The organism is Psychromonas sp. MB-3u-54 (genome assembly GCF_002836415.1).
Taxonomy (GTDB): Bacteria; Pseudomonadota; Gammaproteobacteria; order Enterobacterales; family Psychromonadaceae; genus Psychromonas.
The window spans coordinates 33,186-59,883 of record NZ_PJBP01000180.1; the positions used below are offsets into that span (position 1 = coordinate 33,186).

The following is a 26,698-nucleotide window of genomic DNA, read 5'->3' on the forward strand; positions in this document are numbered from 1 at the left end:
ATTAATATTAACAGAGTCATCACCATCACTCTGTTAATATTGTATTTTAGGTTATATATGCAATTGAGTCACTGCAATTGTTCGCTTCAAATGCCTCTAACCTCTCAACACAAGAACCACAAGTGCCACAGGCTTTTTCGAGCCCCTTATAACAAGTCCAAGTATTGGAGTAGTCCAAACTCATTTTAAGACCATCTTTCAGAATACCGATTTTATCTGTTTTTAAGTAGGGGGCATGAACATACACAGGCTCAAAATTAGCCATTTTGGATGCTTGATCCATAACCTCTACAAATTCAGGTCTACAATCAGGGTAGATGAGATGGTCCCCAGAGTGCGCACCATACCAAACTCCTTCCGCTTCAATATCAACTGCATAGCCGATAGCTAAGGAAATTAATATCATATTACGGTTTGGAACAACTGTAGACTTCATATTATCTGCTTCATAATGCCCATCGGGCACGTCCATGTCCCCAGACACCAATGATGAACTGGTAAATAAACTAGAAATAGATTTTATATCTAAAATTTTATGCGGAATTTTTAACTCTTCACATACCTGTTTCGCGCACACTAACTCTTTGTGGTGTTTTTGCCCATAATCAAATGATAGGGCATAAACCTCATAGTTATCCTTTACTGCCTTATTTAAAACTGTAAACGAATCCATGCCACCAGAGTAAATTACAACCAATTTTGCCACTATACGGTTCCCCAATTTGGATTAACTGAAATACACATCATGATGCGATTTAAAGCCTTTGCTAAATTCATATATTTTTAATAAGTTTCCTGCAAATAGCTGCTTTTCAGATGTTGTGTTTTGAAAGTCATTCCAACGACGGTAAAATTTAATATCTGGTGCATCTTCTTCATCACTGCGTTCAAGTCCAAAAGACCAGACTCCTTTACTAAAATGGCACAGGTGTTTAATCTGGTTTAGTTCTTTTTCAAAAAAAGAGATAGGCGGAATATTGGTCGTATTTGCTGGTTTATCTTCCAGATAAACGCGTAGCATGTGACGGCATAAAAACGAAAAACCAAAAATACTTGTGCCATGAATGATATAAGTATCTTTCATGCTTTTAGATATTTTCGCCCACTCATGCTCAAATACCGTTGTTACTGCAATCCAGAAATTATTTAGTATGTGAACAAACGTTTTTTTGTTTTCTTTAGTGAGTTCTTGGTGAACTCTTACATTAATCGCTTTTAACACCATACGCTCTACATTTGTAATGAATTCCGTAATAGATGATTCAGCGATGAAACCTTGTGGGTAACCGTTAGACTTGATTAACCCTTTTAGCGGAGGTGTCCCATTAGCATTATCTCCAAAGCCAAGTTCTTGACAAATAGACAATGGAAAGGCTTTTATTGCTAATGCCGGCGGTTTATAAATGTCACTATTAAGAGCCAGTGCATTTAATTGAACGGATGTTAATGGTTTGCCTAGATTTAGGATTAAAAACTGTTGAATATAGTCATTTTCGTCTTCTGAAATGAAAATAGATACAGGAAGTGGGTAACTCTCATGGAAGCTATTTTTAACTCCACCAGAGCGCTGCTGACCGTCAACGATAGCACCTGGTAGTTCACTTGAAGGCATTTCAGGATAGTACGGAACCTCCAAATGTCCAAATTCACTACCTTTTTCAATTGGAGTGAAAATCACACTTTTATTAAAACCGATTACTAAGTTCGCAAGGATGGCTGATTTTGGTGACTCTATGTAGTCTTTGATCGACTCTATGTGTTTAGGTAATTCGCTTCTCTGGTAACCATTGATATATTTACCTTCACGTGTGATATGAACGATTTTAGCAATATCTCTTACTTTTTTGCCTTCAACCCAACCACAATAGACGGGAACGTCATTAACAATTTTTTTAATTACTTGTATTTTTAGAGTTATTTTTTGCATTATTTTGTTGCCTTGGCTGTGTTACTTTTTAACTCTTCAATAACTTTATCTTTATGTTGAGTTACGATTGCTAAGTTATGTATTCCACGACGACGATTTGTTTGATTCGAGCGAAATATAATATTCATTATGCCACTTTCACAAATACCACATTTACAAAGCTTCCAAGGACTTCTAAATAAGAAGTCTTTAATTTTTTGCTTCTCCTTATTTAGAATCGCTTGTTTAGCTTGTGTGATTTCACCTGTCAGGTAATCTGTTGTTGTTACTTTTTCATAAGCCATAAGGGCTTTGAATGTTGCCTCAAAATGAAGACCCGTTTTATCGTACTCTATTAATTTATTAATACAGTCGGTTTCAAGGCGTTTTACACATTCATTTGTAGATAAAGCATTGTTAGCAAGATCTATATCAATTTCATTATGATTGATCATTCTTGTTACTAAATTACGTATGTCAGTACGGTGCTTGTCGATCAATTTTTGTACGTTTTGATGGTCGCATTGTCGAATTCTTATTGATAAAGCTTGAAAAATATCGTGGACTTCGTCGTTGAATTCATAGTATTTACCGGCTTTGATACCTTGTAGAAGAGGTGATGTACTATCTGCACTTGTAACACCACATTTTACATAGGTAGGAATATTTTCAAATCGACATATACCTAGTAAGTGAAACTCTGTTTTATCATTTTTGATGTCGGAAAGCGTCTCTAACAGATCTAATAAATCTGGAGTTTTAGATTTAACCATACCGCCTATTGTTATATGGGTATATCCCATTGCTTCCAGTTTTTTAACAGAATTTATAAATGAATCTTTACTAAATCCATGTGCAACTCCATAGGGTATAAATGATTTATTTTTAGATCTCTCCAAAAAAATTTCTGCATTATCTAATGTGATCTTGATTCTACGTTCTGCTTCTCTAATATCTGCATACGGCATTGCACGTAATGTTTCATCGTCTTTTGCATATGGAAATACAATGTGATCGAGAGAGATCCCAGAGTGAAAACCACCACGTTCATAAAATTCGATCAATTCATCAATGGTGAAGGGGGGTTCTGGTTCATCAACATAATCAAAAGCGCCACAATCTCCCATTAATTTGACATTATTAAATTTCTTTCTATCCAATCTTAAGAATTTTTGAGCACCATAGAAATAAAAATCTTCCGTGAGCTCTTGGGTATAATATTTACCCCGCTTTTGCATTGTGCCAACACCGGCTAATGAAACTAACATGCCGTTGTATGGTAGCTCTTTTAATACTTCATGCGGATAAGCATCATCATCATATCTACGGTGATGTTTTGTCTTTGCATTAGTAATACCATTAAATTGTGGGTCGACAAAATCTAAATTGTCAGGAAAATAATAATTAAAAGTTGTCACGTTACGCCTATGTATTTGGGGTTATCATAATGAATAGAAATTATCTTAAAATGTATCTAAAGGGTTTCTTTAAATAAACGGCTAAATCTTTTTTGTTCGCAGGCTAAGTTTTGGCTTCTTAATTTTATTAATAATTTAGAAGCTGACATATTCACATGTTTATTCACTTGTAATTCGTCTTTTATAAAGCTTATAACCTCTTCATCAGAGAGTTTGTTTCGTTGATGAATAACTAATTTTTGGGAGTTGTTTTTTAAACTGTTGTATCGATTGAATACTGTTTGTTTGTCAATATTACAATCATTTGAATTTTCTAGTAAATGTTTAGCTAATCTTATGTTTAATGAAACACGCCCACCTTTTAGTGTGCTAGAAAAGTTGGCGCTAGACTCTAAGAAAAATGGTTTCAGTTTTATATTAAGGTTGCACTTGCTAGAAACAATAAATAGGTTTTCGGTAGTTAGTTTCCCTGTGGATATCAATTCCAATAGTTCTTCTTCAATCACTTTTAGGTAGGCAGGTGAAGCTGCAATGAAGAATTTATCTGCGCCATTATCTTTAACAAGTGAAGAGAGAGAGCCACAACCAAATTGTACCTTATCTCTGATCTGGTGTATTAAACGCCACCACTCGTTATTGCTCAATCCAGTATGGTGGATTGAATTATCGCTTTCTTTTGAAAATGTGGCATCGTAAGCTGTGATCATTGATGAGCTATGAATTAGCCCATAACCTGCAGAGAGTACCCATAGTTCGACGTTTGGATTTTTTACACTCTTTGCGATTTTCCAATGATCCCCTGCATACACTTGCTTTGCAGGAAATTTCTGCAAAGCATTATTTAGTCTCTTTAACCATGAGCTCACAATTTTTTGAGAGTCGAATTTAGTAACTAAGCTATTCAGTTGAGTTTTATCCTGAATGTTGCTTTTTTTAAGATTTGTACAATTAGTAATCAAATTAACTTTCAAGGTTAATGGCCTTTATACAGTACGGCACTGGTACAAGTTTCCATTATTTCTACAGCATGAAGTTGAGGAAAATCATTTTTTATCTTTTTCCATAACCACATTGCTAAAACTTCTGCTGTAGGGTTTTCTAATCCCTCAATGTCATTTAAATAATAGTGATCAAGCATCTCAAGTGTTGGTTTGAACAGTTTTTTTATATCAGAAAAATCAATGAACCAACCAGAAATTGGGTCAATATCTCCTTTCATGTGCAACCTTACTTTATAAGAGTGGCCATGTAATCTACCACATTTATGTCCATCTGCTACGTTAGGTAATTTATGTGCCGCTTCAAAAGTAAATTCTTTGTATATTTCGATAGCCATTGCTTACCTTCTTTATAATTAAATATGTGCTGATGTTTCGTCATTGTATCGTATTATTTGTCGACCAGCCAGTGGATAAACGTATATGCTTAGTAAATATTTCTTCGTGTTGGTTTAACCATATTTCATATGATGTAACTAACTGTTATGCTCAATTTTTGTTAATTGTAAGGTTTAGTAATGAATCGAGAACTGTTTACGGAAGGACTAATTAAGATTATTTTAACTTTAGAGAAAGACCACCATGGTTGTAAAGAAGAAGGAATATTGATTGCGAAACAGCTTTTAGGCGTTGAAGTTGAAAGTAACCCTATTAGAGAAATGATCAATGAGGTGTCACAGCAGGAAGTTGAAGACTACAAAAAAGCGCTAAATTCATTTGTTACAGATAATAACCAATAGATCTATTAATATGAAATATAAAATTAACGAAGTATTTGAGTCTTTACAAGGTGAAGGGACTTATACAGGTAAGCCGAGCATATTTATTAGATTACAAGGGTGTCCTGTTGGTTGTCCATGGTGTGATACTAAGCACACCTGGAATGTTTCACTGGATAAGGAAATTTCAAAAGAAATTTTTATCACTAAAAATATAGAGTCAGATAGTTGGTGTCACTTTGGTGAAAAACAAATTGTTGAACTTTTTAAAGAAAGGGGGTATCAATCAAAGCATATTGTAATCACAGGCGGTGAGCCTTGTATGTATGATTTAACAATGCTTTGTACTCGATTTGAAAATGAAGGATACTCTTGTCAAGTTGAAACATCCGGAACATTTGATATTAATGTGACTGAAAATTGCTGGGTAACTTTGTCGCCGAAGATTAACATGAAAGGAGGCTATAAAGTTTTAAGTTCTTCATACAAAAAAGCTTCTGAAATTAAGTATCCTATTGCTCGAGAATCCCACGTTGATGAATTAAAAAAACTGATTATAGAAAATGATTTAAGTACCATGCCAATTTATCTTCAACCAATAAGTATGGGTTCTAAAGCAACTAAATTAGCAATTGCATCCTGTATTGAAAACAATTGGCGGCTTTCCGTACAACTTCATAAATATCTAGAAATTGAATAATGTTGTTAGTTGTCTATATAGAAGATAACTTGTTATTTGTTAATTAAAACTGAATTAAAATACAAAAGTAAAATATAAGTTGTTGATTAATGATTAATGATTAATTATTAATTGATTTCTATTGGGTTCTGAATGAGGGAATTATGGCATTAACTGAAACAGCTTTAAACAAATCCGCCATGCAAGTGAAAAATGCTTTGATAGAATGTGGATTAGAAACTCCAATGCTTCCTTGCATACTTAGTGCTGAAGAACGCAAAGATAAAATTGAAGACCACATGCGGGAAATATTAACGCTAATGTCATTAGATTTAAATGATGACAGCTTATCTGATACCCCAAAAAGAATCGCTAAAATGTATGTGGATGAAATTTTTTCTGGTCTAGACTATGCCAATTTCCCCAAAATTACAGTTATTGAAAATAAGATGAACTTTGATGAAATGGTTAAAGTGAATAACATTAGTTTAATCAGTACTTGTGAACATCATTTAGTGACCATTGATGGATTTGCAACGGTTGCGTATCTACCTCGGAAAAATATTATCGGGTTATCAAAGATAAATAGAGTAGTACGTTTTTTTGCTCAAAGACCTCAAGTACAAGAACGTTTAACTCAGCAAGTGTTAGTCGCGTTACAAACTTTACTTGAGACTAAAGATGTTGCCGTTAAAATGGATGCTGTACATTATTGTGTTAAGTCTCGTGGTGTAATGGATTCAACTAGTTCGACAACTACAACAGCATTAGGTGGCATTTTTAAATCGAATCCTGCGACACGAAATGAGTTTTTACATCGGTAAATCCGACATTCTGCACCAAAATGTAACGTAAGCGCACAGTTAAGCGATGAACCCTGCTATTTAAGGTTTGAATGAGCATGCCACGGTAATCGACTAGATATGGGAGCGCTTCTTGCCTTTACAAATTTACACTCGCTTGTAAATTCTCTTATATCTACAATTTAATTAAAAAGCCGGTGATGTTTTTATTCCGGGGACATATCACCCGGGCTGTTCTTTTTAATGTATTTGAGAAGTTCAAATGAAGTGAAGCCATAGGTAATAGTGATTTCATGAAATTTGTCTTCAAGCGGTAATAGAATATGAGTACAAAGCTGCTGCAGTGCCTGTTGTGATTCTTCTGCTAAGGGGATTAAATGCAATTTCTTAAACATAGACGTTGTTTCAATGGGCTTTTAGCTCGTAGGGTGCATTTTATGCACCGATTGCTACTGTTTGCGGTGCATAGAATGCACCCTACAAATAACATAATACCAAACGCATTATGTAAGTCCGAAGATACTGGTCTTTCTCTGTGTAACGCAGCGCCTCGGTGTCCTCTGTGGTAGTTCCTTTAAAGTGCTGAAAATAAAAAAGACTTATTTAAATCCGAATACACTGGTTAAGCAATGCAAATGAAGTGAAGCCGTAGGTAATAGTGATTTCATGAAATTTGTCTTCAAGCGGTAATAGAACATGAGTACAAAGCTGCTGCAGTGCCTGTTATGATTCTTCGGCCAAGGGGGGATTAATACTTTGATAATTAATGTGTTTTTCTGGAACCCATTTAGAAGATCTAAGCGCATTTTAGTTGTTTATTGCTATCAGATTCAAAAATCCGACATGTTAATAATTTTTTTGTGATGATTTGTTTGCAATATTATGATTTAGTGCTACCGTCGATAACAATTAATCCCCGATAAACAATAAGATAGGTAATTATAATGAATAAACTGATTTTAGTAGCGGCAATTGCTTCGTCAATTATAATCTCTCCAGTTACACTGGCTGCAAAGGGGACTGCTCAATCAGGCATTAATCCGTGGACTGAGTGTGGTATTGGCGCGATGATATTTCAGGATACTGCCCCTGCGGCTGCTATCTCTAACGTCATCTGGGATTTCGGTACGACTGCTGTGACTTCTGCTGGTATTTCTCAGCAAACCTGTGAAGGTAACAATGTGAAAACAGCCATGTTTATCCAACAGAGCTACAACAATATTATCGAAGAAACAGCTAAAGGTAGTGGTGAGCATATCACTGCAATGCTAGATATACTGGAAGTAAATCAAACTGACCGTTTAAAAATCATGGCGAATGTTCGCGCTGAAATGGCTGAAATTGTAGGTCAATCTGCTTACACCAACGCAACTATGATAGAAAAATCAAAAATATACTATAACTCTCTTATTTTGAATGCAACCGCATAATCCTAAGGGTTACAATATAGTAGAAGGCAGTCTGTGACTGCCTTTTTTATTCCCGCAGTACCATACCCATTTTTAACTGTAGCTTCATTACCAATGTACAAATATATCATTACATCCGTCTTATTTAGTTTCGCTTTTATATCGAGTAGTTACGCACAAGCTCCTGCTGATCATTGGATTGAACAATCCCGTGTGCAGAAGTTATCTGAAAATCGTACTTGGCGACGATTAATGCATTATGAAACCAGCCTAATTTCGAGTTTTGAAAGCGAAGTAACGACAGACAACTTCTTTGTATCTCCAGAAGGAAGGACTTCTTCCCAAAAAGAGCTTGAAGCGACTATTGCGGCAATGTTAGATAATGAATCTGAAGATAATGTATCGGTTCAATGCCGTTTTCCCGCTCGCAAGTTGTGGCTGATTAACGTCTTACCGAATAGCGTTAAAGATATGCCTGCAGTTAATTGCTCTACTTACCAGCAATATAAAACTAAGCATTCGGCAACATCACTCAGCCTTCTATTTGCTTCAGGTTATTTAGGTAATCCTGCCTCAATGTATGGTCATTTACTGATAAAACTAGGTAATGAAAATGACACTGAGTTACTTGAAAAAACATTAAATTACGGCGCGATAGTGCCGGAAAATGAAAGCAAAATAAAATATATTACTCTGGGTATTTTTGGTGGTTATCAGGCAAAATTCTCATCCGAAGCTTTTCATCGTCATAGTAAAATTTATAACGAAACTGAATTACGTGATTTATGGGAATATGAACTTAACTTAACTCAACAAGAAATTGATTTAGTGCTGGCTCATCATTGGGAAATTCATAATAAAACGTTTACCTATTATTTCTTTAAGCAAAACTGCGCTTACCACATCGCTAAGTTACTTGAGCTGGTCATAGACAGGCCATTAATGAATGCGAAAAAGCCTTGGGTGATGCCTTACGATATCATTGCAGCTGTTGCAGGTACCTATGATAACAACAATCAAGCTATGCAGTCTATTCGAAAGCATGAGTCCCGTCAGGAGTCTTTTTACAGTAAATTTCATCAATTAAGCCAAAGTGAACAGGCTATTACCCGTGACATTGCCGAGGGTATTAACTTTATTGATGCTCTATCATACCAAGGCTTAAATGATCTCGGTAAAAAGCGGATTGTGGAAACCCTGTTTGACTATTATAGTTTTTTAAAAGTATCACAAGGCGAACTTGATTCAGCACAGGCAGAAGTTAAAAGAAAACTGCTTACCGAGCGCTTTACGCTATCAACGAAGCTGGTCGACTGGTCAGTTTCACCCTTAGTGCCACCTCATGAAGCACAATATCCTTCGTTACTGCAAATATCTCCCACTTACAATTCTCATAATGGCGAAGGATTAGCGCTGCGCTACAGAGCAAATTATTATGATTTATTGTCTCTTGATGCGGGTCGTTTACCATTCTCTTCTCTCTCTATGTTTGATCTGCAGTTACTTTATCGTAATAACAAATGGAACTTAAAGCGCTGGGATCTCTTTCATATAAAAAACTTAAATGTATCCAGTACAGGATTACCCCATGACGGTGGTTTCAGTTGGTCTGTTCGCGCTGGTCTCGCTAATGTCGATTTACGCTGTGATGATTGTTTAGTTGCTGGCACGTCAGGTTCTTTGGGGAAAAGTTATCGGTTAAGCAACAGTACCGCTTTATATGGCATGGTAAATGGAAAAGTACAAGCTCCGGATCGTGAAAGAGGAAATTTTAAAGCGGGCGTGACAGCTGGGCTATTATCATCACTCAATCCCAACTGGCGAATGTCACTTGTTGTTGGTTATTATTATTACTTAGATGATATTGAGCATCATGGTCATACTATTGAATGGGAGCAGCGATTCGGTCAGTCTAAAAGCTGGGATATCCGCACTAAGTTAAGCTATGACAGAGCATCTGAATTAAGCTTATCTTACCGCCACTATTGGTAAATATTAGATTTTAATCTACGCTTTTTATGTTCATTCAGGTCACTTTTATGCCGAAAAATTTAACCTTGGAAAGGTGTTAGGCATAATATCTAGTCTTGAAATTTCATCATCAACTACTCTCTGTGTATACCCAGTCGATATAATATAGGAAGGTTATGTGTGCTTAAGTCATGGACAGTACCAATCTATTTGATTCTTACATTATTTCTTTCCGGGTGTGAAAGTTTATTCTTTTGGCCCTCCAAAACGTTGATTCCCTCGCCAGAATTTTTTAACTTCACCAAGCAGGACCGTTTGTTTACTGCCGAAGATGGCACCCTTATCCACGCTTGGCAGCTCCCAACCAAAGAAGAAAAAAAAGGCACTATTTACTTCCTGCATGGCAATGCCCAGAACCTGAGTTATCATATTGCCAATGTATATTGGTTAGTCGAAAAAGGCTGGGAAGTGGTTATTATTGATTACCGTGGATATGGACAATCCGTTGGAGAGCCCGATTTTATGTCTGTTCAAAAAGATGCTTTAGCAGGCTATCAAGCACTGCTAAATGAGCGTTCAGATAATCGCCCAATGATTGTTTGGGGGCAGAGTCTGGGGGCATCCATTGCAATTAATATGGTTGCTAGCCTGCCTTTTTCAGAACGTCCTCAAGGGTTGATTATTGATAGCAGTTTTAGCTCTTACCAAAAAATAATGCAGGAGACGCTCGGGAAATCATGGCTCACTTGGCTATTTCAATACCCGTTAAGCAGGTTAATCACGCCCGCCTATGATCCCGTTCAAGCCATCTCGAAAATAGAACAAGTACCGTTACTGATTGTACACAGTGAGAATGATCTATTGATCAGCTCCAATCATGCTGAAATTCTTTTTGAAAAAGCGAATGACCCCAAAGAACTTTGGCTCTCTCAGCAAAAAGGACATATTAAAATTTGGAATAATAAGATATGGCGCGAAAAATTAACTTGCCAACTAACAAACTGGCCTGTTCTTCAACAATTTCAACAAGCTTGTCTATTTGATCAAAAAGATTTATTGGAGTCTTCCGCGAAAGAAGCTTATAGCAAACGCATTAATTAAGTGATCTGCTAAACTGGAATCCCGCCTTCAGGCATTCAAAAGTAACAGGCTGAGCCTAAAGGCTCAGTTCCGGCAATAGATGCATACCTTGTCCTTTGGAACAGCGGCTTCAGGCGGGCAAAAGCAAGACTAACAGGCGTCGCGCCTGAATGGCTCTTTATTGAGGTCTGAGCTGAGTTTTTCGGGCTTTCAATGACAGAATAAATTTCACCGTTTTTGTCAATCAGCCTAAAAATATGGACTTAATGAGCAGGTTGAATGCAGCTGAATGTAAAATTATTATTAAACTCTTATTGTAAAAGAAAGTTCACATCAGTCTCGTGACAACTGCATCATAGTGAATATAAATGAAAGCAAAACTAAAAACCATTGAGGCCTAAAGTCTGACAATTATAACCATGCTTTATCTTGAGTGAAATTAATGTTTATCCAATTTTTTTTATTCATTTTTTTCACTATTTTCAAAATACGATTACGAATAACATCCATTTCCAAGACCTCAAATGTCCTGTTTTTCGATAAAAAATTAAGCTCAATATTAACCTCTCGGCCAATATTAACCACGCGTAATATATATTCAGCTTCTAATTCTTCAGCAATTTCTGCTGCTTTGTTATCTATTGAATCAAATAGCTCAGGTTCAACTCGATAAAAAATCATCTCTTTAAATGCCTTAAAAAAACTCATCGAGGGAACTACAATAAATAAGCTTGAGACAACGAATAACAACCCTGGATCGGCATAGGGAATAAGCCAACTTAAGGTACTATTTTGCAACAAATATGCGATAGAGAAGCCGACTAACACAGCTACACTGATCAACAAATCGCCGAACCACTGATTACGCTCAACGTTTAGTAGATCTGAATTTATTTTTTTGTTTTTATAGTGGATAAAGACAGTCACGAATAAGCAAACAATAACACTAATCAAAGCATATAAAATAGCCGAATTTGCTGATACATCTCGCCCCCCCGCCAGTAATTCGCTTAATGCATTTATGGAGGAAAATACACACATGCCAATTAACAATAAGGACTTGAATATAATGAATAGCGGTTCAAAGTGAGCCTTACCAAAAGGAAAACGTTGATCTTCTTCTTCCGATTCAATTTGTTTTAAAACAACTAGCGTTAATCCCCCCAATATAATGCCTGTCGATGAATATACACCATCAAAAATAATCATGCTTGAACCAACCACAACCCCCCAAATTGTGCCAAGCAATGCAAAAAATAGCGCGGCCCAAATTGAAATGATCAGTATTTTACTTTCGCTCATTTTATGACTTTTCAATCATTATCTCCCTGACTATGACTAGCTATAAAATTTAAAATAATAAGTCTTTTACTGTTTAACGTTCAACGTTCAAAGTACTTGTAAATGTTACCTTCAGACAATCAACTGCAATGATTGAATCGGGTTAACAGGCAAACTCGAAGTTCATCATACCTCCTGTTTCCAACCATACACAGGTTTTCCTCCATTGGCATAAGCTTTTTCCAAAGCGAGATGCGTGAGCCTCCTCCTTATCCAGTGTTAGATTTATGTGCCCCAACAACAGTCGTTTTTTCACCGATGGTATGCCTAAAAGGTTACGGGGTTGGTATTGCGTGATTTTTAATTCGCTTAACATCTTTGATCACATATTTTTAGTCACTAACATGAAAATATTGGTTACTCTCCGGATAAGGTAAGAATAACCAATATGATAAATTATCTGACGTGATGACTGTTAACCCACCATGAAAAAGAAAATAGCCGTAGTGATAATACCAATCAGTGCATAAGGAAGTTGTGTCGTAGCATGGTCCATTGGGCCACACCCGGAACCTTGGGCAGATAACACCGTTGAGTCACTGAAAAAGCATGAATGGCTACCAGCAGCCGAGGCCGATAATAGTGCACCGATTGAGATTTCAATGGGTACGCCTAAATGAGTACCCAATGGAAAGACAATCGGCATCGCCACTGCAAATAAGCCCCAAGAAGATGCCGTTGCAAAGACCATTGCTGTCATTAACAGAAAAATTATAGAGGGGAATAGTGAAGCAGATAATAAAGGCGCCACGTTTTCAATAACATACATGGTTAACCCTAGTTGGTCGTTCACATCTTTAAGCATGAATCCGCCGATTACCGTTGCTAATGGTAACAGCATTAGTTTTATTCCATCGTAAATAGCGTCAAACATTTCGTTAACTTTTAATATACGTTGGACGCCGTAGAAAACTAAGGTAAACATGATTGCAACAAACACACCCGCTAATAGGTCAATATCGTAATACCAGCTAGCGGCAACTAAGACGACCATCGGCAGAATGAAATTTAAGACGCCCATCAACGGATTGTTATGCGCAGTAGCGCCTTTAGAAAAATTAGTGTCGACACTATCATCGGGTTGGACTTGCCCCCCTTTAGCCCGGATTTCTGCTTTTTTCATTGCGCCTAAATCAGGTATAAGTTCCATAGCCACTAAAAAAACAACGCCTAATGTTACCCAACCGTAAAACATATAAGGGATAGCTGAAATATATGTTTGTATCCCAGTGCCTTTTTCTGCAATATCGTTAGCTTCAAGTAATGAACTGAAGAAAACAGCCCACGTAGAAATAGGGATCAAAATACAGATAGGCGCTGCTGTCGAATCGACAAGATAGGCTAATTTTTCACGTGAAATTTGGTAGCTATCGGTGATGTTTTTCATTGCAGATGAGATAGCAATGGCATTTAAATAATCATCGATAAAGACAAGAATACCGAGGAAAAAGGTAAACAACATCGATTGTTTGCGAGTTTTCACCAAACGCACCAAAAAATTACTAAAGCTTAAAATACTCCCGCCTTTTTCAAGGATAACGATCAGCCCGCCCATTAATCCGCAGACGAGAATTAACCAAGCAATTGTTTCATTCGTCATCACGGACATCGTTACGTCAACAACACCGCCGACGATTTCACTCGGATTTATTATTAATAATCCGGCAACTGCTCCGAAAAATAGTGCTTCGACGGTACGACGGGTTATCAGTGCAAAGGCCAGTACCAAAACGGTCGGTAAAAGACTTATCCAACCATAGGGCTCACTAGCTTGATGATTATTGCCAACCAAAATAAAACTGACCATCACTAAAAAAAGAGTAAAAATAGTAAATAAGAATTTTACATCCAACACCTTAGCTGGTGAAAGCGGCAGTAACTGAGTTTTTGTATTCATTTAACAAATCCTTGTATAATTTATAATTTTTAATATGCAATTTGAATCTTTATTAGGCTGAGTACAGCATCCAATCGACTTCCAAAGCTGTAACCGTTTTTTCAAACTCGGCCAATTCACTTTCTTTACACACTTTATAAAGCTTTAAAAATTCCGGAGTGAGATATTCATTAAGCATCTCATTATGTAAGAGCTTATCCAGTGCTTCAGGCATTCTTAATGGAAACACCATGGACTTTTCATCCAGCGCTGGCGGACATTGCTGCGGGCTGAAATGCTCACTCGCTAAGACACTCGAGATAACAACAGCGGTAAGGATGTAAGGGTTAACATCGGCACCTGCTATGCGGTGTTCAATACGGCGGTTTTGCCCATTACTTGACGGTACACGCAGTGCAACTCCGCGATGGTTTTTTCCCCAATTAGCTTTAACGGGGGTGTACATACCCGTTGAAAAACGGCGATAAGAGTTTATATTTGGACAAAGAAGTGCAATCGAGCTTGGGATCATGGCTAACATTGCGGCCATCATTTTTGAAAAAAGTGGGCTTTCATTACCGTCTTTATCGGACAGCAAATTATCGCCTTGTTGATCGACCACGCTGATATGGATATGTTTGCCACTACCTGCAGTCGTTGCAAAAGGTTTGGCCATAAACGTCACATCAAAATCATATTGTGTGGCAACTTGTCGAATAAGACGTTTAGCATAAATCAGCTGATCACAGGCATTTAAGACATCTTGTTGATGATTAAAATTAAGCTCAAACTGCCCAGGAGCAGACTCAATTAACATTCCAGAAGTGTTGAGATTAAGTCGTTCTGCCTGTGTATTAAAGGCAGTTAAAAAATCTTCATAATCATCTAAACCGTTCACATCATAAACTTCTGTGGTGTTTTCACGCTGATTTTTAACCGGATTAATGGGTGCTTGAATGGAACCATCTGCCGCCCGTTTTTTATCCAATAGATAAAATTCTAATTCCAGAGCTATCACCGGAAATTGACCGCGATAATGCAGCTTATCGACTAAATCAGACAAAATATTTCTGATTGCAAGAGGATTCGTGCCCTTACCTTGTGCATCCATCATCGTTAATAATAATTGCCCAACATTTACTTTTGCAGTGGGGGCTAGTGAACCAAGCACCGGGAAGCAGATATTATCCGGCTCTCCAATTTCCTCTCCTAATCCCGCTTCTTCAACCACGCTGCCGACAATGTTTAAAGAAATAGTGGAAACTGGCAGGTATATTCCCTTGACGACTTTTGGTAAAGCCGATACAGGAATACGCTTACCTCGAGGTGTTGCATTGACATCGGTAAATATCAAATCGATAAATTCAACATCAGGCCATTTCTGTAAAAAATCTACTATTTCATTTTCAAACGTTTCCATACAATTACCTATTCTCCAATAACGCTCTTATTAATGAGCTGATTTGTCTCTGAGTATTCTGAACAATAAAATTTGCACAAAAGGTGCGAATTATTGCCGAGTTATTTACTGGTTCTTTACTTTTCATTGTTTTATTTGTTATTTATTAGTAACAGATACTAAAAAAGCGTGCATTATTTTTAACAAAAAGATCACAACCCGGTGACATATGTCACAAATAGGTCATATATCCACCTACTGTTGTTGAAAAAACCCACTTTGTCGATTATTTTGACCAACCAAGATTGAAATTGTTAAATAAATCGAACAAAAGGAAATACTCGATGACAACATCAACTCACAAACCTGTTATAGCGTTATTAAGTTGCGCCAAAGTTGTTGCCGACTATCAGGTACAATCTGTTAATGAATTTTATATCAATGCGATCACCCATTTTGGTGGCATCCCCCTGCTTATTCCTTCTGCTATTACACCAGATGACTTAAATACACTGGCACCGATATTTGATGGTTTATTGTTACCCGGTAGTCATTCAAATGTGGATCCCATTGAGTACGGCGGGACACATCAAGAAGACCAAAAAGACAAAAGGCGCGATGCTCTTGCACTTAATTTAATTAACCTTTGCATTGAACACAAAATTCCAGCACTGGGTATTTGTAGAGGTTTCCAAGAAATGAATGTGGCATTAGGTGGGAGTTTAACGCCCTATGTTCATGAAGCCGGCTTTGCAGATCATCGTGAAAAGCCCATTGCTGACTTTGACATTAAGTATGCTGCCGCGCATTCCGTTCACGTTGAAAAAAAGGGTCTGTTTGAAGATTGGCTTAAAACCGACACCATGATTGATGTCAATACGTTACACAATCAGGGAATAAATCAATTAGCACCGCAATTAACCGTTGAAGCCAAGTCTCCTGATGGTTTAATAGAAGCTTTTAGTTTAGAAGAACACCCTTATTTTGTTGGCGTGCAATGGCACCCTGAATGGCAAGCAGCCAGTAACCCATTCTCACAAATTCTCTTTAACAATCTGATTACAGCCGCTCATAACAGAAGAAAAACAAAACATGGATAATGTCACAATTGGGCAAACTATTGCTCAACTTAGAAAAGAAAAAAAACTTTCGCAACGCATACTTGCGGAGCAAGCAGGTATTACTCACAGTGCAATTTCTTCCATAGAGAATGGAAAAGTGAGTCCTTCTGTGAGCTCGTTACAAAAAATTGTGAATGTTTTTTCACTCTCTCTTTCTGAGTTTTTCACCCTCGAGATTCAACAAGAAAGTAATGAAAAAGTCATTATTACGCACACTGACCTTGTTGAAATAGGTAATGATTCTGTATCGATGAAACTGGTGTGTAATGGGAAAAAAAGTCGTCAAATGGGCTTTTTAATCGAACAATATAGCCCGCACTCCAATACTGGCTTAAAAAGTATTGAACATGATGGAGAAGAAGCTGGCACCGTACTTGAAGGTGAGATTGAGCTCAATTATGGCGAAGATACCTACATCATTAAAGCCGGAGAAAGTTATCTAATTGATACCAGCATCCCGCACAAATTTACTAATTATTCCGATAAACCGTGCAAAATGATCAGTGCACATACCCCACCGACCTTTTAAATTCTGATACCGGAGAGCATTATGAATACGCAACAACAATGGATTGATTTACAGCAGACAATGAAAATTGAGTCTCGAGCATTTATTAATGGTCAATACCAAGATGCGCTTGATAAGACCACTTTCAGCACAATTAATCCTGCGACTGACCAACATTTGGCTAATATTGCACGTTGTAAAAGTGAAGATGCTGATTTAGCGGTAAGTCATGCTCAACGAGCATTTGAGCAAGGTGTTTGGCAAGATCAGAGTCCAGCACAGCGTAAAAAAGTATTAATGGCATTTGCCGATTTAATTGATCAGCACGTTGAACCATTAGCATTACTTGAAACCTTAGACACAGGTAAACCAATATCACATAGTGTTAGCACAGATATCCCTGGTGCGGCATCAGCAATACGTTGGTACGCTGAAGCCATTGATAAAGTTTATGGTGAAGTGGCCACTACCGAAAAAGATGTGCATGCTTTCGTTAGCCAACAAGCGATAGGGGTTGTGGTCGCAATTGTGCCCTGGAACTTCCCGCTATCGCTAGCTTGCTGGAAACTCGGCCCCGCTTTGGCAACGGGTAATAGCGTTATTTTAAAACCCTCCGAAAAATCGCCATTAACAGCCATTTACTTAGGTAACCTCGCCAATGAAGCGGGTATTCCTGCCGGTGTTTTTCAAGTGACCCCTGGTTTTGGCCAAGAATGTGGTGAAAGCCTTGCACGCCATAATCAAGTCGACTGTATTACTTTTACGGGCTCAACTAATGTGGCCCGTAGCCTAATGATTTGCTCTGGTGAGTCCAACCTGAAGTCTGTGTGGGCGGAAGCGGGCGGTAAAAATGCCAATATTGTTTTTGCTGATTACCCCGATTTAGATAAGGCAGCGCAAGAAACTGCGGCAGGTTGCTTTTATAATCAGGGAGAAGTATGCGTTGCCGCAACACGTTTACTGGTTCATGAAAGTATTAAAGATATGTTTATTGACAAAGTCATTGCGGCTGCAAAAAACTTTTCTCCCAAAGATCCGCTTTGTCCTGATTCCTCAATGGGAGCCCTTATCGATCAAGGTCATAAAGCAAAAGTGCTCGAATACGTGCAGCTCGGTATTGATGCCGGTGCAATCCTAAGATGTGGTGGTGATGTAGAGGGAAAAGGCGCTTTTGTGTCGCCTGTCATACTTGATAATGTCAGCAATGAAATGCGTGTTGCCCGCGAAGAAATTTTTGGGCCTGTGCTTTGTGTGATCCCCTTCAAAACAGAAGAAGAAGCTATTGCTATTACTAACGACTCGTCCTACGGGTTGGGTGCTGCATTGTGGAGCTCAGATATCAATCAAGTACACAGAGTGGCAAGGCAGCTCAGAGCAGGTTCAATTTGGGTAAATAACTATAACGAAGGTGATATGACTGTCCCATTTGGTGGATTTAAAATGAGCGGCAACGGACGCGATAAATCACTGCACGCGTTGGATAAATTTACCGAGACAAAAACCACATGGATTCGGTTACAATCAATTTAAGGATAAAATAATGATTAAACATACAGATTCCTATTATGCAGACTCAGCACCTATTACTGATGAGTACCCGGCATTAGAAGATAATATTGAATGTGATATTTGTATTATTGGGGGAGGTTTTTCAGGCCTTTCATCTGCGATTCACCTTGCAGAAAAGGGCTTTAAGGTTGTCGTACTTGAAAGTGCCCAAATAGGCTTTGGTGCAACTGGACGTAATGGTGGGCAAATAGTCAATAGCTATAGCCGTGATGTAGCCGATATTGAGAAACGTTACGATCCTAAAACTGCAACCGCACTTTGTAATATGATTTTTGAAGGTGGTGATATTATCCGTCACCTGATTGAAAAATATAATATTAACTGTGATATTAAACAAGGTGGATTATTCACGGCATTTAATCAGAAACAACTTGATGGATTATATGAGCACGCAAAAAACTGGCAGCGCTACGGCAATAATCAGCTCTCTATGTTAAATAAAAATGAGCTTGTCGATGCTGTTGGTACGAATGCTTATGTGGGAGGATTGTTAGATAAATCAGCCGGACATATGCATCCGCTTAAATTAGCCTTAGGTGAGGCCAAAGCGGTGACTCAACTCGGCGGTAGAATATTTGAGCAATCAGCTGCGGTGCGTATTGAAAAAGGGACAAATCCGATTGCCCACACAGAGCGCGGCTCTGTTAAAGCAAAATATTTAGTCCTTGCCGGCAATGCCTATCTTGGAGGACTTGCACCTAAAATAAGTAATAAAGCAGTCCCCTGCGGCACACAGATAGTTACCACTGAAGCACTAAACGCAGAGCAGCTTAAAACCGTACTGACATCTGATTATTGTGTTGAAGATTGCAACTACCTTTTAGATTATTACCGTTTAACGGCAGATAAACGTTTATTATTTGGCGGCGGCGTGGTTTATGGTGCGCGCGATCCGAACAATATCGAACAATTTCTCCGCCCAAAAATTGAGAAGGTTTTTCCACAACTTGCCGGTATAAATATCGACTATAAATGGACAGGAAACTTCCTCTTAACTTATTCTCGCATGCCACAGTTTGGTCGTTTCGATGACAACATTTATTACTTACAAGGTTATAGCGGTCATGGCGTCACTTGTACGCACCTTGCGGGTAAGCTATTAGCTGAAGTACTGACTGGAGACGCAGAGCGATTTGATGCTTTTGCTTCCCTTAAACACCCGGCTTTCCCGGGAGGCAGACATCTTCAAATTCCATTCTCTGCGATAGGTGCTGTTTATTACAACATACGTGACAAGTTGTCTATTTAATTAAGCGACTCATCCATCAGTACAATTTTATCCCGACCTATTGTACTGATGATTATATTAAGTCCTAAGCATATTCAAGGATGAACGATGAACACCAGAAATGTTACTTTTGCATCTGTACAGTTGTCAATGAATTGGCAGCTTGAAAATAATATTAATAAAATAACGGATTGTGTCAGGGAAGCTGCGAAAAATGGCGCTAATGTAGTCATTTTGCAGGAGCTTTTTGCTACTCCATATTTTTGTAAAAAACAAATTGCCGATTACTTTGAATTAGCGGAAGAAACTCACAGTAGTGTGCTACTTAAAAAAATGAGTGCACTGGCAAAAGAATGTAATGTCGTTTTACCTGTGAGTTATTTTGAAAAAGCCGGGAATACCTTCTTTAATTCTCTGGTTATGATCGATGCCGATGGCCGTATTTTAGATAATTATCGTAAATCGCATATTCCTGATGGACAAGGTTACAGTGAAAAATTTTACTTTAGCCCGGGCGATACAGGGTTCAAAGTTTGGAACACAAAATTTGGACGATTTGGTGCCGGTATCTGCTGGGATCAATGGTTTCCTGAACTAGCGCGCTGCCTGGTGCTTGATGGAGCTGAAGCTATTTTTTATCCCACCGCAATTGGCTCTGAGCCGCAGGATCCAAGTTTAGATTCCAAAGATCATTGGCAACGTACCATGCAAGGTCATTCAGCAGCCAATTTAGTGCCGGTCATCGCCGCAAACAGAACGGGTGTTGAGTGTGATGATAATACCGAAATCACCTTCTATGGCTCTTCATTTATCACCGACCATACCGGTCATAAATTAGCAGAAGCCAGTCGTGATGAAGAAACCATTATTTATGCAAAAATAGATTTGAATGCCGCTGCCAAAGCACGTCATAGTTGGGGATTATTTAGGGATCGTAGACCCGATCTTTATAACAATATTAATTCGCTTAGCATTTAAATCATTAAATGAGGATAAATATGGAACTTACAACAACACCACAAAATGACGGTTTCTATTTCCCTGCTGAATTTTCACCACAGCAAGCTGTTTGGCTTGCTTGGCCTGAACGTGCAGATAATTGGCGCTTGAATGGGAAGCCAGCACAAAAAGCGTTTGCGGCAATTGCAAATGCAATCGCAGAGGTTGTTCCGGTTTCCATCATTGTGAGTCAACAACAATATCAGCCCGCCAAGATGTTATTGAATGCGTCAATTCAATTAATTGAAATGGATTATAACGATGCATGGATGCGTGATATCGGGCCCACTGTGTTAATAAATTCCTCGGGGCAGCATAGGGCAGTCAGCTGGCAGTTTAATTCATGGGGGGGGGATTTTAATGGTTTGTATTCACCTTGGAATAAGGATGATCAAGTCGCTAAAAATGTGAGTGAGTTATTACACTTAGATTTTTATCAAGCACCTTTTGTTTTAGAGGGGGGCGCAATTCATACCGATGGAGAAGGTACCTTATATACCACCGAAGAATGTTTATTAAGCCCTGGACGAAATCCGCATTTAACCAAAAGTGGTATAGAGACATTATTAGCTCAATATCTTGGCATAAAAAAGATAATTTGGATTCCACAAGGCTTATATAACGATGAAACCGATGGTCACGTTGATAACCTAATACATGTTGTTGGACCTGCTAAGGTAGTCTTAAGCTGGACTGATGATAGAACTGATCCACAATATGCGATTTCACTGCAAGCCCTCGCGTTATTAAACAGCAGTTGTGATGCACAGGGGCGGCAGATTGAAGTGACTAAGCTGCCAATTCCGGGGCCTTTATATATGACTGCTCAAGAAGCTGCAGAAATAGAACCTTCAAAGGGTATGGTCCGTAAAGGAAATGAAAGACTAGCAGGTTCTTACACAAACTTCTTGATGCTTAACCAAACCGTTTTTGTACCCGCTTTGGATGAAAAGCAAGACAAGATAGTGTCTGCAATACTCTCAGATTTATTACCGGAATATCGCATTGTCCTGTTGCCCGCGCGAGAAGTATTGCTTGGAGGGGGCAATATTCATTGTATTACGCAACAGATCCCTCATTAGATAATTAGAAATACCAATGCAATAAAGAAAAAAACATCATTAAATCGCCAGTCGATTTGATGGTGAACTTTTTATCAGAACCACGGGAATACTCCTCCCTTAAGTGGAAGGTAATGATAGTTAAGCGGTCTACGCTATTGAGCTTAAAAGCGCACTGTCTATCATGACTTTTTGCTAAAGAGGAATATTATGCAAACCCGTAGCACCTATAAGTTCAGACTAAACACGAATACTGAGACAGAAAAACGGATGGTTCAGTATTCAGATAACTGTTTGTCACTTTCCCGATCACAAACACTGCAACAAACGTTAAAGAGAATAGCTGGATAGCCATCTAATTGACTAAATATTAATCGGCCCCAAGTTGAACGTAGAAATGGATGTCCATGATTTCTAAGATTTAACTAAAAAGCTGCGTGTTGATCCGATTTTAGGGCATATCATCTGGGCTGTTCTTTTTAATGTATTTGAGAAGTTCAAAGGAGGTAAGTCGTAATTGATGGTGATTTGATTAGTTTTTTAAAGCTAGATAGCGTCGTTATTAAATTTATTAAGGACATTTTATCAATAGGGAATTTACCAATATGTGTTGATAAATATTTATCTAAAGGTGGTTTGAGTTTTTGGTGGTTAATTCTCTAATGGCTGAGTTTTATCGACCATTGGAAAACATCTTTGGTATTTTAATTTCGTGTTGCTTTGGGTGTTACTTCAAACGGTAGATGCTATAAGTCGGTAATAAATGTATAAGACGCTGAGAGTCGTAACTTATTTGATTATATAGGGATTTTTTAACGTGAATGTTATGGAATGGTATAAAACAAAATGATGGTGCTCGCTACTGGACTCGAACCAGTGACCCACGCCATGTCATGGCGGTACTCTACCAACTGAGCTAAGCGAGCGTATAGTTGGTTGCCTTTGAAAGCGAAGTGATTATGCTTTATGGCTGCCAAAGTATCAATAGTTCTTTTTATATTTCAGTCTGTTTGATGTTTTTTTGTTCATATTTAAACTAAAACGCTTAAGGGCAATAAAAAAAAGCGGCTATTTAGGTTTCATCAATGGGTAATAGTGTTGTGGTTTGTGTTTTTTGTTGTGTCTCTTTTTCTTTTTTAGCCTCGTTTGTTTGTTCTTTGGTTTTAATTAGCGTTTCTAATGCTTTATTACCGTCGAGCCAAACCTGTTTACTCTTATCTTTTACATCATCCCACACTCCGGCACTGCTTTCCTGCGTATCAATCCAAATGTCACGCGAATTTTCTTTGGTTGATTGCCATAACTCATCGGTTGTTTTTTTGCTTTTTTCTAAAGCTTCATTGCTTGATTTTTTGCCTTTATCCAATAGTTCCCCACCCGATTGTTTACTTTTTTCCCAAATGTCTTTACTTAATTGCTGACTTTCCTGCCAAAGTTGTTTAGCTGATTTTGGCACATTATTGGTGTCTTTTTGTGGCTCATCTGTGGCGGCTATTTCTGTTACTGTCTGTTGGTTTTGTGCATTTTCCTGGTTCATTAGATAGGATGCTGTTTGATCATTACATGCCATCAGAGAAACTAATAACGGGCTGAAGATTATAAACGGAATGCATTTTTTCATTAATTTTCCACCAAAGAGAGAAGTTAATACGAGAAAGATGCCAATTTTTTATGGCTATCCTGTTAGTTAATGCTGTTAGTCAGTCCCCTGTTAGTCAGTGATAGATTCTAATAGTTCCATTAATGATGCTTTAAACTTGAATTTTTGATATCAGTAGACTACTGTGTAAAAAAACAGTTAAAGCGAAGGTCTCATGAAACTTTATATTGCCGAAAAACCCAGTCTGGCACGTGCTATTGCAGATGCGCTGCCAAAACCGCATCGCAAAGCAGACGGTTGCATTTATGTTGGTAATGGGGATGTCGTAAGCTGGTGCATCGGGCATCTGCTCACTCAGGTTGATCCCGAGGCTTATGATCCCGAATATAAAAAATGGAAATTCGAACACCTGCCGATTATTCCTGAAAACTGGAAATTAAAATCAACGCCGCGCACCAGTAAGCAACTGAGTATATTAAAAAAACTGATCAAACAAGCCGATAACCTTGTGCATGTTGGCGACCCGGACCGTGAAGGTCAATTATTGGTGGATGAGGTGATTCATTTCAGCGGCGTTAAAGGCAATAAATTAAAACAGGTCGAGCGCTGTCTGGTCAGTGATTTAACTATCAATGCGGTAAAACGTTCGCTGCAGCAATTACGCTCTAATCAGGAGTTTATTGCATTATCAACCTCGGCGCTTGCGAGAACCCGTGCTGACTGGTTGTATGGGCTTAATTTGACACGGGTTTATACTCTGCAGGCACAAAAGTCAGGTTATCAGGGGGTTATTTCCGTGGGCCGGGTGCAAACGCCGTTATTAGGATTAGTGGCAAGGCGGGATAAAGAGATTGAAGTTTTTGTGAGTAAACCTTTTTATGAAGTGGAGGCGCACTTAACGACACTCAAACCTGAAAATATTGCCTCATTTACGGCCAAATGGAAGCCCAGTGAAGCCTGCGAAAAATATCAGGATCATGAAGGGCGTGTACTGGTTAAAAAATTAGCTGAGAATGTCGCGCAGCGTATTTCTGAGCAGCCCGCTTTCGTTAAAAGCTTTACGGCTAAAAATAAAAAACAGGTTGCACCTTTACCTTATAATTTATCGGCGCTACAGATTGATGCTGCTAAGCGTTTCAGCTATACGGCGCTGGAGGTATTGGATATCTGTCAGGCATTGTATGAAAAATATAAGCTGATCACCTATCCGCGTTCTGATTCCCGTTATCTGCCCAAAAATCATCTTTCTCAGGCCGGATCAGTGACTAAGGCTATTGCCAATAACCAGCCCGCTTTAAAAAAGGCGGTCAGTGATGCGGATCTTTCACTAAAGAGCCGTGCCTGGAACGATAAGAAGGTTGATGCCCATCATGCGATTATTCCAACGGATAAACACCAGTCTTTAACGAGTTTAGATACTGCCTCACAAAATATTTACGCTTTAATTGCCCGTCAGTATTTATGTCAGTTTTATGCTGATTATCATTATGGCGAATGTGTGGCTGAAATTGAGATAAATAACGGTTTATTTATCAGTAAAGCGAAAGCGAAAATCAGCGATGGTTGGAAAGTATTATTTGATAAACAGGAGAAAGACAGTTATTTACCTGCGCTTTGCAAAGGACAAAAGCTGTTTTGTAATAAAGGTGAGGTGATGGAAAAAAATACTCAGCCGCCGGCCTATTTTACCGATGCTACTCTGTTAGCTGCAATGAGTAATATAGCCCGTTATGTGCAAGACAATGAATTGAAAGGCATCCTGAAGGAAACCGATGGTCTGGGCACGGAAGCGACCCGAGCGGGTATTATTGAACTGTTGTTTAAACGTTTGTTTCTGCAACGCACGGGTAAGCTTATTAAAGCGACTGAGACCGGCCGAAAGTTAATTGAAAGTCTGCCGGAAATGTTGACCTTGCCTGATATGACGGCGCAATGGGAGATGGAGCTCAATGCTATCAGTCAAAAAGAGCAAAGTTATCAGGGTTTTGTTGTGCCGTTACAAAATCAGCTTAAAAGCATTATAGAAAAAGCGATTGCAGACGGGCCGCGGGCATTGGCGAATTTACCGAGCAGTGGCAATGTTTTTAAGAAAACCTACAGAAAAAAATCAACAAAAAAAGGCACTTTTAAAAAGAAGAGCAGTTAATAATGCCCAAAGAAATTAAACTTTGAGTTTTGAGTTTTGAGTTTTGAGTTTCGAGCTTTGAGCTTTCGAGCTTCGGGTTTTTAGCTTCGAGCTTTCGAGCTTTTCAGCTTTCCGGCTTCGAACTAATCACGCTGAAAGTGGCATAAATGGGGTTGTGGTCTGAGATTTTCTTGGTATCGATGGCTTTGGCTTTGAGCAGTTGCAGATCTCTGTAGAAGATATGATCGAGTGGTTTTGCAAAGATCTGTTTGACGTGATGCGGTTCCTGAACGTCTGCTTTTTCCAATCCGAGTGCGTGCTGAAAAGTCTCCAGTGCCATTATCCGTTTTTTGGTCCAATTATTAAAATCTCCTGCAACAATTATCGGGCCGCTGCAGCTGTGCAGTACTGCTTTGATCTTCTCCAGCTCTTTTATAAATCCTTTTAGAGAGACAAAATTGATGCCATGAATATTGACAATATTTAGGGCTTGGCCATCGGGCAGTTCGTGGTGCGTGATGAGCATACTTTTATAGGTAATAAGACCGACTTCCCGCCGATGCGTAAGGTGTGAACTGATGGTGGTAAAGGCGATTTTGGTTGCGGTTAAAACGCCGTAGAGATGCTGAAAAGTCTCTATATTACTGGCCATCGCATAGGAAAAAGAATCTAGTACAGAGGCAATTTTTTTGGGGAATTTGACCTCTTGAAAAAGCAAAAAATCACAGGGGTACTCTTGGATCAGGATTTCAAAGCGATCTAGAAACTGCGGGTGCAGGTTCTCTTTATGGATATTCCATACCATAAGGGAAAACGTGTCCGGCAGGGCATGTTGCTGATGGGCAAGTCTTTGCGGAAAAATTCGGGGTGTAAAAATAAGTTATCCCT

The 26,698-nt window shown here is 38.5% G+C and carries 24 protein-coding genes and 1 tRNA gene; 13 read left to right on the forward strand and 12 right to left on the reverse strand.

Annotated elements, in window-relative coordinates; genetic code table 11:
- Positions 1–46: 46 nt before the first annotated feature.
- Genes queC through queD form a run of 5 tightly spaced genes read right to left on the reverse strand, consistent with a single transcriptional unit; the run spans position 47 to position 4,660 of the window.
- Positions 47–709 (reverse strand): 7-cyano-7-deazaguanine synthase QueC, encoded by a 663-nt coding sequence (queC, locus tag CXF72_RS17040; protein ID WP_101040991.1) that lies wholly within the window; start codon positions 707–709, stop codon positions 47–49.
- Between the two features lie 18 nt (positions 710–727).
- The gene (locus CXF72_RS17045; protein WP_101040887.1) at positions 728–1,927 is read right to left on the reverse strand and encodes a DGQHR domain-containing protein; all 1,200 of its coding nucleotides are present in this window, start codon (positions 1,925–1,927) and stop codon (positions 728–730) included.
- Complete coding sequence (dpdA, locus tag CXF72_RS17050; RefSeq protein WP_101040889.1) at positions 1,927–3,324, reverse strand: tRNA-guanine transglycosylase DpdA; 1,398 nt, start codon at positions 3,322–3,324, stop codon at positions 1,927–1,929. Before dpdA ends, CXF72_RS17045 begins: the two co-directional genes overlap by 1 nt.
- 56 nt (positions 3,325–3,380) lie before the next feature.
- A complete protein-coding gene (locus tag CXF72_RS17055; protein ID WP_101040891.1) occupies positions 3,381–4,295 on the reverse strand; it encodes a hypothetical protein in 915 nt (304 codons plus the stop codon).
- Positions 4,296–4,297: 2 nt separating this feature from the next.
- Positions 4,298–4,660, reverse strand: coding sequence for a 6-carboxytetrahydropterin synthase QueD (gene queD / locus CXF72_RS17060; RefSeq protein ID WP_101040893.1), 363 nt, complete (start codon positions 4,658–4,660; stop codon positions 4,298–4,300).
- 180 nt (positions 4,661–4,840) lie between these two features.
- Between queD and CXF72_RS17065 the strand changes: the two genes are divergently transcribed.
- From CXF72_RS17065 to folE, 3 genes are all read left to right on the forward strand, one after another.
- The gene (locus tag CXF72_RS17065; RefSeq protein ID WP_101040895.1) at positions 4,841–5,062 is read left to right on the forward strand and encodes a hypothetical protein; all 222 of its coding nucleotides are present in this window, start codon (positions 4,841–4,843) and stop codon (positions 5,060–5,062) included.
- 10 nt (positions 5,063–5,072) lie between these two features.
- Positions 5,073–5,741: a 7-carboxy-7-deazaguanine synthase QueE gene (gene queE / locus CXF72_RS17070; protein WP_101040897.1), complete on the forward strand. Its 669-nt coding sequence runs from the start codon at positions 5,073–5,075 to the stop codon at positions 5,739–5,741.
- Between the two features lie 143 nt (positions 5,742–5,884).
- On the forward strand, positions 5,885–6,544 hold the full coding sequence (gene folE / locus CXF72_RS17075) for a GTP cyclohydrolase I FolE (protein WP_101040899.1): 660 nt from the start codon (positions 5,885–5,887) through the stop codon (positions 6,542–6,544).
- 185 nt (positions 6,545–6,729) lie between these two features.
- Here folE and CXF72_RS17080 read toward each other — a convergent pair whose 3' ends face one another.
- A complete protein-coding gene (locus CXF72_RS17080; RefSeq protein ID WP_198552643.1) occupies positions 6,730–6,918 on the reverse strand; it encodes a hypothetical protein in 189 nt (62 codons plus the stop codon).
- Positions 6,919–7,467: 549 nt separating this feature from the next.
- Between CXF72_RS17080 and CXF72_RS17085 the strand changes: the two genes are divergently transcribed.
- The 3 genes from CXF72_RS17085 to CXF72_RS17095 all read left to right on the forward strand — a co-directional run bounded on the left by CXF72_RS17085 (position 7,468) and on the right by CXF72_RS17095 (position 11,004).
- Entirely contained in the window at positions 7,468–7,953 is a 486-nt protein-coding gene (locus CXF72_RS17085; RefSeq protein WP_101040902.1) for a DUF3015 family protein, read from the forward strand.
- Between the two features lie 93 nt (positions 7,954–8,046).
- Entirely contained in the window at positions 8,047–9,924 is a 1,878-nt protein-coding gene (locus CXF72_RS17090; protein WP_157823283.1) for an Lnb N-terminal periplasmic domain-containing protein, read from the forward strand.
- A gap of 294 nt (positions 9,925–10,218) precedes the next feature.
- Positions 10,219–11,004 (forward strand): alpha/beta hydrolase, encoded by a 786-nt coding sequence (locus CXF72_RS17095; RefSeq protein WP_198552645.1) that lies wholly within the window; start codon positions 10,219–10,221, stop codon positions 11,002–11,004.
- Between the two features lie 390 nt (positions 11,005–11,394).
- Here the strand turns inward: CXF72_RS17095 and CXF72_RS17100 are convergent, their stop codons facing one another.
- The 3 genes from CXF72_RS17100 to CXF72_RS17110 all read right to left on the reverse strand — a co-directional run bounded on the left by CXF72_RS17100 (position 11,395) and on the right by CXF72_RS17110 (position 15,620).
- Positions 11,395–12,300, reverse strand: coding sequence for a cation diffusion facilitator family transporter (locus CXF72_RS17100; RefSeq protein WP_101040908.1), 906 nt, complete (start codon positions 12,298–12,300; stop codon positions 11,395–11,397).
- A gap of 439 nt (positions 12,301–12,739) precedes the next feature.
- Positions 12,740–14,221, reverse strand: a complete 1,482-nt coding sequence (locus tag CXF72_RS17105) for a Na+/H+ antiporter NhaC family protein (RefSeq protein WP_101040910.1) — start codon at positions 14,219–14,221, stop codon at positions 12,740–12,742.
- Between the two features lie 52 nt (positions 14,222–14,273).
- Positions 14,274–15,620, reverse strand: coding sequence for a glutamine synthetase family protein (locus CXF72_RS17110; RefSeq protein WP_101040912.1), 1,347 nt, complete (start codon positions 15,618–15,620; stop codon positions 14,274–14,276).
- A gap of 323 nt (positions 15,621–15,943) precedes the next feature.
- On the opposite strand from CXF72_RS17110, the gene CXF72_RS17115 reads away from it, so the two are divergent.
- From CXF72_RS17115 to aguA, 6 genes are all read left to right on the forward strand, one after another.
- Entirely contained in the window at positions 15,944–16,699 is a 756-nt protein-coding gene (locus tag CXF72_RS17115; protein WP_101040914.1) for a gamma-glutamyl-gamma-aminobutyrate hydrolase family protein, read from the forward strand.
- A complete protein-coding gene (puuR, locus tag CXF72_RS17120; protein WP_101040916.1) occupies positions 16,692–17,249 on the forward strand; it encodes an HTH-type transcriptional regulator PuuR in 558 nt (185 codons plus the stop codon). Before CXF72_RS17115 ends, puuR begins: the two co-directional genes overlap by 8 nt.
- Before the next feature lie 21 nt (positions 17,250–17,270).
- Positions 17,271–18,758 (forward strand): aldehyde dehydrogenase, encoded by a 1,488-nt coding sequence (locus tag CXF72_RS17125; RefSeq protein WP_101040918.1) that lies wholly within the window; start codon positions 17,271–17,273, stop codon positions 18,756–18,758.
- Between the two features lie 10 nt (positions 18,759–18,768).
- Entirely contained in the window at positions 18,769–20,046 is a 1,278-nt protein-coding gene (locus CXF72_RS17130) for an NAD(P)/FAD-dependent oxidoreductase (protein WP_101040920.1), read from the forward strand.
- Positions 20,047–20,133: 87 nt separating this feature from the next.
- Complete coding sequence (gene aguB / locus CXF72_RS17135) at positions 20,134–21,003, forward strand: N-carbamoylputrescine amidase (protein WP_101040922.1); 870 nt, start codon at positions 20,134–20,136, stop codon at positions 21,001–21,003.
- 20 nt (positions 21,004–21,023) lie between these two features.
- Complete coding sequence (gene aguA / locus CXF72_RS17140; protein ID WP_101040923.1) at positions 21,024–22,106, forward strand: agmatine deiminase; 1,083 nt, start codon at positions 21,024–21,026, stop codon at positions 22,104–22,106.
- Between the two features lie 829 nt (positions 22,107–22,935).
- Here aguA and CXF72_RS17145 read toward each other — a convergent pair.
- Positions 22,936–23,011, reverse strand: a tRNA-Val gene (locus tag CXF72_RS17145).
- Between the two features lie 146 nt (positions 23,012–23,157).
- Positions 23,158–23,706 (reverse strand): hypothetical protein, encoded by a 549-nt coding sequence (locus CXF72_RS17150; RefSeq protein ID WP_101040925.1) that lies wholly within the window; start codon positions 23,704–23,706, stop codon positions 23,158–23,160.
- 193 nt (positions 23,707–23,899) lie between these two features.
- Here CXF72_RS17150 and CXF72_RS17155 point away from each other — a divergent pair, with 193 nt between their 5' ends.
- On the forward strand, positions 23,900–25,831 hold the full coding sequence (locus CXF72_RS17155) for a DNA topoisomerase III (RefSeq protein WP_101040927.1): 1,932 nt from the start codon (positions 23,900–23,902) through the stop codon (positions 25,829–25,831).
- A 103-nt stretch (positions 25,832–25,934) separates the two neighbouring features.
- Here CXF72_RS17155 and CXF72_RS17160 read toward each other — a convergent pair whose 3' ends face one another.
- Complete coding sequence (locus tag CXF72_RS17160; RefSeq protein ID WP_101040929.1) at positions 25,935–26,687, reverse strand: endonuclease/exonuclease/phosphatase family protein; 753 nt, start codon at positions 26,685–26,687, stop codon at positions 25,935–25,937.
- Between the last annotated feature and the right edge of the window lie 11 nt (positions 26,688–26,698).